Genomic DNA, 9,336 nt, shown 5'->3' with positions numbered 1-9,336 from the left:
ATAAAAGGATTTTAAATAATTAAAAAAATGTGAGCTTGGGGTTCGCAGTTTATAAAATAAGAGTTCCTGAAGGATCATAATTTTGTTTCGCACCCACATGCTCGATTTTACCTTTCCACTTATTTCCCAAGTAATAATATCTAAGGCTATCATTTTCCAAATCAATTATATCTTCCAGTTTATTTTTGAGTTTTAAAAAAGTTCCATAATCAATCAAACATTCAAATAAAGAATTTTGAACCCTTTGTCCGTATTTTTCGCATTCTTTACTTACAAGTCTTAGATTTTTTCTCCCTCCGGCAGTCGTAGTATTCACATCATATGCAATAATCACAAACATAATATCACCTATTTGACTATAAAAGTCGGATAACTTTCTCTTCTTTCTCTTATCGTCCTGCTTAAAAGCTGGGCTTCTGCAAAAGGTATCAATCCGATTTCTATCTTTTCATCTATGTTCGGGTGTCTTAATATTTCTTTCTTTTTCTCCTGCCATGCATTGAGTATTATCGTCCTGCCTTCATCCGTCATTAAAATGGCTCCGCCCTCTTTTTCTTCAAAATGCTGTTTTTTGATTTGCCCTAAGTTAATTAGTGATAAAACGACTCTATCTACCAAATAGGCTCTGAAAGGTTCTATTAAATCCAATGCCAGCGAATTTCTTCCAGGTCTTATTTCATGAAAGAAGCCGACGGAAGGGTCTAATCCGACAGTTTCGATAGCTGATATGAATTCAAAAGACAAAATCGTGTATAAATAAGAAAGCATACAATTGACATAATCCAGAGGAGGTCTTTTATTTCTCCCTTGTATATTAAAAATATCCTTCTTTTTTAGTATCATATCGTTGAATACTTCAAAGTATTTTCTGGCAACTATCCCCTCAAAACCTCTCAGGGCATCAATATCTTCAAAATCATACACATGACTTATGTTATTTTTAATATAATCGCTTACTTCAATAAGTCTTGAAACATCAACTTTTTCTTTATTATCTCTTATAGATCTGTTTAAAACATATCTGGTATTATATATTTTTGTCGCAACGATATCCTTTGAAAAATCAAGACACCATTTTTTATCTTTATATAACTCATATTGTCTCATTCTAGTCGTGGAATTACCTCTTGTCCTTCCTGTTATTTTGGCTAAAAACTTACCGTTTGAAGACATAAAATAAAGCCCGATATTATTTTCACAGCATTTACCCATCAAAGCAGGACTAACTCCTCTGTAACCAAAGGAAACTATATTCTCGATATTTACCAAAGGAATAGAAAACTTTTCTTCATCTTCAAGCAAGACAACTATATTCTCATTCTTTAAGGATAAATAAGCATCGGGATTTTGCACATATAAAGTATTTAAAAGTTTTCTCATAAATCATTCCTCTTTATCAATTCTATTAATTTTTCTTTTGAATTTTTGTTTCTATAAGCAAAAGGCAGACAATTATCACGGATTGAACATAAATTACAATTTTGCTCTTCCCTGATTGGTATGATTTCATTTTTTGAAATATTTTCATTTATTAACCCTATAATATTTAAGACTTCGCTTCTCAATTTATTATCAAATTCGACTTTAAATCTTCTTTTTATCTTGTTATAAAATATTTCTCCGAATTCAATTTCAGTATCAAACATTTCCTCAAGACAAATAGCCTGAGCACAAAGCTGTAAAGCATCAGCGTTACTTTTTTCTTTCTTACCATTCTTATACTCTATGGGATTAATCTTCCATTTGCCTCTTTTACCCTTTACCTTTACAGCACTGTCATCCTCACTCTTGGTAAATTCAATGATATCAACTATACCGTATAGGTCTAACTCATCACTGTATACGGGAACATTGCGAGAATAAAAAGTATCCTTTCTTTTCTCTTTTATAAAAGGATTATCCACTTTTTTATGTGTAATATTCCCCTCTACGATCTTATAATTTTCCGCCCATACGTTATCCAAATACATAAGAGAAAATCTATGCGGACAATAAGCGTACTGTTTTATCATAGAAATGGGGATATTATGTTCATAATCACAATCTGTCGTCATAATCAATCAACTCAACGCCTTCAGGCATATCATCAATTTTGATATCAACGCTATAATCATCGTATTTTCTCGGTATAACAACTTCATCTTTTTTCTTGACATTAATTCTATCAAAAAGCTTATGAGAAGGACAATTACCGAGTGCGTCTTTGTGTTTGAATACAATTAGTTTTCTAACAACCATTTTCCCTCTTGCAGCGGAATGGTCATGTTCAAACATATTTATTATTGCATCAAAGAAAAGATTTAAATCTTTGTCATTAAATCCGGTTATATCCTGTGCAAGCTTGGCACTTATGTATCCTTCCATTTTATATAGAGCATATGGTATAAAGTTCTTTTTACCCATTGTCGCACCTTTTTCGGCGTCTTTCTTATTTGTAACTGCTTTTCTTGTTATAGTTATTTCCTGACCTTCGATAGGATCTATGCTCTTTGCAAAATTAAGCTGTATTGGTCCTCTGACAACTCCGCACGGAGCATCTCCTGTACTCATTACAGCTCCGAATGCTCTTATATCAAAATAATTCTTACACATGAATTCCTGTGCGATTTTTATATCTTCCGCAGGAGCTTTTTTATTCTTTTTAAGACCGCTTACATCATATGCCTCTTCCTGTTTATCATTAAGTAATTCCTTTACGAATATTTTATAAGGGCTCTCGTCGTCTTTTATCATCTGAACATAATTTCTTATCTTTCTTTTAATACATACATCGGTCACTATACCATATCCCGTTGCGGGATCCACTCTCGGCATATTATCGGCATCGGGGTCACCGTTTGGATTTCCATTCTCAACATCGAATAAAATTACAAATTCCATTCTATTTTCTATAGCATCATCATATTTTTTTATCATATCGATTTTCCTCTTTCTTTTTATTATAATTAAATGTTATATTTATTTTATCTATCTTCTTTTTTTGTATATATATCTCTGTTTTGCTGGAAATATCCAAGCATAAATCTTCCCCTGTCATCGCTGTCAAGAGTCTTCGGAAACTCTGTATCACCATAATCTGATAACATTTCATTAAGCCTATGCTCTAAATAATATCCCGTATTGGATTTGTCGCCTTTTTTAATCTTTGATAGATGTTTAAATGATAGATCTATCAGAGTCGGATATACGAGAGAAGGTGTAGTCGAAGCCGAAGAAAAATATCTGTCTTTAACCGTTGCATTTAAGTTTTCTCCCAAAGCTTCTTTTTGTATATATTCAAACAACGCAAAAACCCTTCCCAGCAAATATGCTCCTTTTATTTCCTTGTTCAAACTCACTTTAAATTCCTCCTCTTTTTTTAAATTCCTGTTTTTTCTATTCAAATAACCCTTTATGATTGCGGCTCTCGCCTGGGTAATATTTCTCTCATTGTTTACTCTGCTGATTACTTCATTGTATAAGCCGATCGGATAATCACGTCCCGTCAGCACAGATCTCATCAAAGCTCCTGCGAGTAAGGGATTTACCTTACTGTTTGATGCATTCTGATTTTTTATTGCATATAAAAGCCTATGTATGCTCATTGGCTTACCTTCATCAAGTTTACTTCCTTTTATCGAAACATCATCATAATGATGTTTTAAAACCTCCATAAAGAACCCAAAAGTATTAAACAAAAAGTATCTTACAGAAACTCTTCCCGCATTGGGAGATAACCCCAATATATAAAATTTACTTTTTAAATCAATGTTTATATCAGGCATACTTTTATTATAAAAACCATTTCTGCCTTCTTTAAGGATAATATTTACTGCATTTTCTATATTTTTATCTTTTTTAGTCATGTTTTCTTCATTCTCTTCACTATTATAACGAAATGAACGAGCATATATTGCTTCATTATCATAATCCTTTTTTTCTGACCAAAAGACAATAGTGTCTTCACCCAAGACCATTTTTTGTTCTCGGCTTGAAAGAAGATATTTTAAAGCCTGAGCGTATTTAAAAGATGCTTCCACAGAAACATTGGAATTAAAAGACTGATTTAGTCCGTAAGATAAATCCGAATCTTTATTAAAACAAACCAAAGATGTACCCGTAGCATTTGCTCCTTTTATTCCCTGAAACTGTTCATGTAGAAGTGCTATTTCACTTATCTCTCCGGTAATACCGCACTGCGATATCCTTTTTTCTTTATCTTCGTTTTCTCTTTTATTTTCTTCTAACCATACATTTACTATTTCTGTATTTTCATGAAGATAATTGCTTTCTCCTACTAATCTTATTACGATATTTCCCGGAAGCGCATCACCTTTAGAACGTACAGCACTTAAAATATGTTCTTCTTCCCATGCTTTATTTATATCCCATTTTCTAAAATAATTCTTTATTGCTTCAGCTTCTTTAGAATGACAATGTTTTAATATTTGAAGATGAAAACTTTTCGCTGTTTCAAATTTCTTTTCTTCTGTTTTTTGTTTATCAAGACTTCCGGACAGTCCAAATATATATCCCGCATTATCGCATACCAAAGCTGCTTTTATCTTACTGGACTTCCCTCTGGTAGGCATAATAAAATTTCTTTTCTTTGATTTACCTTCGGAGTCGTCTGTAAACTCTGTCAAATTCACTATATTACCGTCTTCATCCAAAACAAGTTCATAATTAGCACCTACTTTTTCATAACCGAAGGGAGGTACTTCACCGAGTTTCAAAAGCTCATCATAATAACTGCAAAGTGCATTTAAAATCATTCCACCACCTCATCTCTGATTTTCCTAAAATCAAGAATGCCATCATTTAATAAAGCTCTTATATATTTAGGTGATACTTCACTTCTTTTTTTATCTTCACTTAATTTGTAATCTAAATCGTATAACATATACCCAAGGTCTTTTTCCCCCTGCAAGTAACTTTTGGGTATATCTTTTTCGTCCTCGATAAGTTCGAAATTAGCTCCGAATTCTCTAGTCCCCAAAAACGGAGCGGAAAAATATTGTCCTTTTTTTAGTCTGCGTACAGCAATATTATAATGTTTTTCCTTTGTATCCGTTTCTCCGCATTTATCTAAATTCAATTCAAAATGAGCCCTAATTACGTACTCAACATCTGTAAGTATCATCGAAGCTCTTTGATGTCTTTTCCCAGGAGCATCTATATATAAAGGTGCATTCCGGTTCATCGCGCCTTTTACTTGTGAAAGCTTTAGGACTTCGCTTACTTCGTTCCTTCTTACATTGGTAAATTTTATTTCATTTATCACATGAATTTCATCGATTATCCAGCGTATGGCGGGCTTCCAGTATACGCTCTCCAATATCCCCTTTGCGGCAGATGCAGTCATCATATCATAACTTACTTTTTCTACCTTAAGTTCAGGTCTTGTAAAACAGGCATAGTCTCCCCATACTCTAAATGTTACTCCATATCCCATTTAATCACCTTCTTTCTATTGCATTAATGCTTCTGCATTTTTATTTTCACTGCTAAATATATCTAGCCCTAAATCTTTATCATAATATTTATCGTTATTTAAAATATATATCCCAAATCTAGTTTGAATTAAAACATTATCCTTTAAAAGCCTATTAAATTCAGTTTCATAAATATTTACTATATATTTATTCATCTTTCTAAAATCACTTTTAGTCAAAATACTATTTTTAATATTATCATTTTCTGATAAAATCAATTTATCTCTTAGGCTCACGCTTTCATCAATATCATTCTTTTTATCATCGTTTTTCTTATTTGAACTATCATCTTCTTCACTTTTTACAGAAACAAAAATTGAATATGTATTATCTTTGATAATCTCAAAATTATCATTTACATATTTATAATTAAACCCAAGAAATTGACCGTTTAATTTAAGACTTCCAAGAATATCTTTTTTATCAAGCAATTGTTTCTGTTCTTTATTTAAACCGGAAATATCTGTATTATAAAATTGATATACCATTTTAAAATACTTTTCAACACCATCAAGTCCAAAAGAGCTATCTTTTAATAAGCCAATAATTTCCCTTGATTTATCTGCTTTGGGTTTTATACTGCTTGGACATTTTCCTTCCTTCGAAGTAGATTCAAACACATATACCTTGCCTTTGATTAAATTACCATCTTTATCTGTAAGCTTTCCTTCTCTGTTTGCTCTTCCCCCGGACTGAATGATACTGTCTATTCCGGCAACGGCTCTAAATACTACAGGGAAATCAATATCTACTCCACACTCAATAAGCTGTGTCGAAACAAATATGACATCTTCATTATTTTTTAAAAGTTTCTTTATTTCTTCTATTTTTTTCAGTCGGTCATAAGGTCTTAGTAATGTTGAAAGGACAAATACTTTTTTATCTTTTAATACTTTATCTTTTATCATATCGTATAACTTATATGCATGTCTTCGGCTATTCACAATTACTAAAGCACTTTTATTTTCAGTTATCATACCAACGATTTCTTCATCATCTTTTTTATCTATATACTTATAATCTACCCTGTTCAATTTTTCAAAAAGCTCATTTGTATTTGATACGATTTCCGTGATTTGCATATCTTTATATTTATAATTATCAATGACCGGCTTTGTCGCACTGCAAAGGACAGCACTGGAACCATAATTTTTAACAAGTTCACAAATGGAATGAACACAAGGAGATAAATAATCAATAGGCAGCATCTGTGCTTCATCAAAGATAATGACACTTCTACTCATATTATGCACTTTTCTCGACTTTGAAGTTTTATTTGAAAATAATGATTCAAAAAATTGGACATTTGTAGTTATAGTTATTGGTATATCCCAGTTTTCGCTCGCCCATCTCATTTTTTCGTCATCTTCTTTGATTTCGGCATTCATATGATGCTCCAAAACAAATTCTTCACCGATAATGTACTTGATAACTTTTGCATTCTGCTCAATGATAGAAGTGTATGGAATGACATATATTATCCTCTTCATTCCGTTTTCCTTGGCATGTTTTACTGCAAACGCAAGCGATGATATGGTTTTACCTCCTCCTGTCGGAACACATAAAGAAAATAATCCTTTAGGAGATTTTGATTTTTTTATACATTCATACAAAATCATATTTCTGATTTTATTTATTTCTTCATCTTTACCCTCTTTATTTCTCAGTTCATTTAAATATGTATCCAAAGTGCTATTTAATTTTTCCATTGAAGCATGTGTGGTTTCTCTTTTTACATTATTACAAAATTCCTCGGTATCTCTCCAGTCAGCATCCACAAGACATGAAAATAACATTCTTATATAAAAGGATATCCCGAAATCATTTACAGTAAAAGGCGCATAAAGCTTTTGAGGATTTGGAAAAGCAATATTTAAATTATCATAAAATCCTGATACTTCAAATTCTTTACAACTTCCGTAAAAAGTTCCGCTTCCTCCGCTATCTCTATTACCGCTGTCTTTAAGTCCTGTATGATGACAGCATATAGGATAAGCTAAATAGCTGTAATAGGCGTCCTTATTTTCTTCGCCTTTATCTAACAGCATTTTAGCGCCGAAAACTGCATGTTTGACCTTGATTTTGCTTTCTCCTCTTATATAATCCTGGAATCCGTCCTGAATCTTACCAAGATCATGAAGAAGTCCGATATATTTACCCATATATCCCGCTGAAAAATCACTTGCATATTCCTCACAGTATTTACTTACCTTTAATAAATGATCAATAAGATATTGATATTTGATTTCTCCAGTGTCTTTATTTTCTCTTGTATGAGCGATATATTCTTTATCTTTCCCCATCATATCACTTCCTTAATTTTTTTATTATATAGGCGGTAACAAAAAGCGATAGAAATTAAAACGTTTACTATAATATGTAATTATACTCTTATTTACATATTTTGACAATTAAGAACACTAATATCTTACAAAGTAGTATTGGTTCGTGTTATGATGTGGATGTCATTTTGACATCCACTTTTTATATATTTTACCTCCAAAACAGATACAAACTTCGATCCTAAGTTATTGAACAAAATAATATTCAATTAATCATTTTAATCATTCCTTTCTTTTTAACTTTTTGTAATGAAAGTTGTATAATTTTAAAATAATATTACCATAGATTTCCTTATAAATTTTTATTTGATATAAAATAATATAAAGTAAGACAAATTTAACTAAGTATAAATAAAGAGAGCACCTCTTATGAGGTGCTCTCTTTATTTACTCACAACATTAATTACAAAGTTTCAATCCTACAAATCATAACACATGATTCGACCTTAAATTATGAAAAAATCCAACATATAAAAATATATATTACTAATTTCACTAAATTATATCATTATAAAAATATCATTACAATACATTTACTATTTTCAATAATAAATACTAATATTAAACAATTAATATATAATTAAAATAAAAAAAGCTTTGAATAATCAAAGCTTTAATTTCATAAAAATGGAGCTGATGATAGGACTTGAACCTACAACCTGCTGATTACAAATCAGCTGCTCTACCGATTGAGCCACATCAGCGCCTGCCTATATAATATACTAAATAGGATAAAAAATGTCAAGAACTTTTTAGGTATTTATTCTAATTTTTTATATAAATCTATACTTAAGTAAAAATATTTAATACTAATTATAATTTTTATCTAAACGCTATATTTCCCCATATTATCATTTATTTCGTCTTCGCTTTCTTTCATGGCTTCCAAAGTATCAGAAAGCAAATCACTCAGTTCAACTCCGAGTATTTCGGCTCCCTTTTGGATTACGTCTCTGTCACAGCCGGCCGCAAAGCTCTTGCTCTTAAACTTCTTCTTAAGGCTCTTAAGCTCCATATCCTTCGTACTCTTTGAAGGTCTCATCAGCGCCGCCGCATTTATAAGTCCGGTAAGTTCGTCTGCTGCAAAAAGCACCTTCTCCATTTCATGCTCGGGCTTTATATCGGAACATATCCCGTAACCGTGAGAACATACAGAGCGTATGACGCTTTCCTTCACTCCCGCCTCGGTAAGAAGATCCACCGCCTTTTTGCAGTGTTCACCCGGGTAAAGTTCAAAGTCTATATCGTGAAGGAGCCCCACAATCCCCCAGTACTCTTTTTCATCCCCATAACCCAGCTTATCCGCATACCACATCAAAACCTTCTCCACCGTAACCGCATGCCTTATATGAAAAGCCTCTTTGTTATATTTCCTTATAAGTTCAAATGCTTCATCTCTTGTGATCCCTGTTTCCATTTCTCCTCCCAAAATCCGCTTTATATTTTTAATATTAAGTAAATTATGAACCTAAAAACTCTCTTTGTCAATACGGTTAAGGGGCGCCGCCCCTTATGAACCC

The 9,336-nt window shown here is 32.1% G+C and carries 8 protein-coding genes and 1 tRNA gene; all 9 read right to left on the bottom strand.

Annotated elements, in window-relative coordinates:
• Nucleotides 1–49: 49 nt before the first annotated feature.
• Entirely contained in the window at nucleotides 50–340 is a 291-nt protein-coding gene (gene cas2 / locus NSA01_RS09445) for a CRISPR-associated endonuclease Cas2 (protein WP_257481215.1), read from the bottom strand.
• Nucleotides 341–348: 8 nt separating this feature from the next.
• Complete coding sequence (gene cas1c, locus NSA01_RS09440) at nucleotides 349–1,380, bottom strand: type I-C CRISPR-associated endonuclease Cas1c (RefSeq protein ID WP_257481214.1); 1,032 nt, start codon at nucleotides 1,378–1,380, stop codon at nucleotides 349–351.
• Nucleotides 1,377–2,054: a CRISPR-associated protein Cas4 gene (cas4, locus tag NSA01_RS09435; protein WP_257481213.1), complete on the bottom strand. Its 678-nt coding sequence runs from the start codon at nucleotides 2,052–2,054 to the stop codon at nucleotides 1,377–1,379. The genes cas1c and cas4 overlap by 4 nt, the downstream gene beginning before the upstream one ends.
• A complete protein-coding gene (cas7c, locus tag NSA01_RS09430; protein ID WP_257481212.1) occupies nucleotides 2,038–2,916 on the bottom strand; it encodes a type I-C CRISPR-associated protein Cas7/Csd2 in 879 nt (292 codons plus the stop codon). The genes cas4 and cas7c overlap by 17 nt, the downstream gene beginning before the upstream one ends.
• A gap of 47 nt (nucleotides 2,917–2,963) precedes the next feature.
• On the bottom strand, nucleotides 2,964–4,754 hold the full coding sequence (gene cas8c / locus NSA01_RS09425; protein ID WP_257481211.1) for a type I-C CRISPR-associated protein Cas8c/Csd1: 1,791 nt from the start codon (nucleotides 4,752–4,754) through the stop codon (nucleotides 2,964–2,966).
• Complete coding sequence (cas5c, locus tag NSA01_RS09420; RefSeq protein ID WP_257481210.1) at nucleotides 4,751–5,434, bottom strand: type I-C CRISPR-associated protein Cas5c; 684 nt, start codon at nucleotides 5,432–5,434, stop codon at nucleotides 4,751–4,753. The genes cas8c and cas5c overlap by 4 nt, the downstream gene beginning before the upstream one ends.
• Nucleotides 5,435–5,449: 15 nt before the next feature.
• Nucleotides 5,450–7,780: a CRISPR-associated helicase Cas3' gene (gene cas3 / locus NSA01_RS09415; RefSeq protein ID WP_257481209.1), complete on the bottom strand. Its 2,331-nt coding sequence runs from the start codon at nucleotides 7,778–7,780 to the stop codon at nucleotides 5,450–5,452.
• Between the two features lie 664 nt (nucleotides 7,781–8,444).
• Nucleotides 8,445–8,520, bottom strand: a tRNA-Thr gene (locus NSA01_RS09410).
• 122 nt (nucleotides 8,521–8,642) lie between these two features.
• Entirely contained in the window at nucleotides 8,643–9,233 is a 591-nt protein-coding gene (locus tag NSA01_RS09405) for an HD domain-containing protein (RefSeq protein ID WP_257481208.1), read from the bottom strand.
• Nucleotides 9,234–9,336 lie beyond the last annotated feature (103 nt).

Origin of the sequence: Anaerofustis stercorihominis, assembly GCF_024623185.1 — a bacterium.
In the GTDB taxonomy this organism is placed as follows: domain Bacteria; phylum Bacillota; class Clostridia; order Eubacteriales; family Anaerofustaceae; genus Anaerofustis.
Note: the sequence above shows the minus strand (reverse complement) of the source record. Positions and strands in the feature narration are given on the sequence as shown.

Coding starts and splice junctions, on each gene's coding strand:
- cas3 (WP_257481209.1), bottom strand. CDS start 7,780: ATGATGGGGAAAGATAAAGAATATATCGCTCATACAAGAGAAAATAAA.
- cas1c (WP_257481214.1), bottom strand. CDS start 1,380: ATGAGAAAACTTTTAAATACTTTATATGTGCAAAATCCCGATGCTTAT.
- NSA01_RS09405 (WP_257481208.1), bottom strand. CDS start 9,233: ATGGAAACAGGGATCACAAGAGATGAAGCATTTGAACTTATAAGGAAA.
- cas7c (WP_257481212.1), bottom strand. CDS start 2,916: ATGATAAAAAAATATGATGATGCTATAGAAAATAGAATGGAATTTGTA.
- cas2 (WP_257481215.1), bottom strand. CDS start 340: ATGTTTGTGATTATTGCATATGATGTGAATACTACGACTGCCGGAGGG.
- cas5c (WP_257481210.1), bottom strand. CDS start 5,434: ATGGGATATGGAGTAACATTTAGAGTATGGGGAGACTATGCCTGTTTT.
- cas4 (WP_257481213.1), bottom strand. CDS start 2,054: ATGACGACAGATTGTGATTATGAACATAATATCCCCATTTCTATGATA.
- cas8c (WP_257481211.1), bottom strand. CDS start 4,754: ATGATTTTAAATGCACTTTGCAGTTATTATGATGAGCTTTTGAAACTC.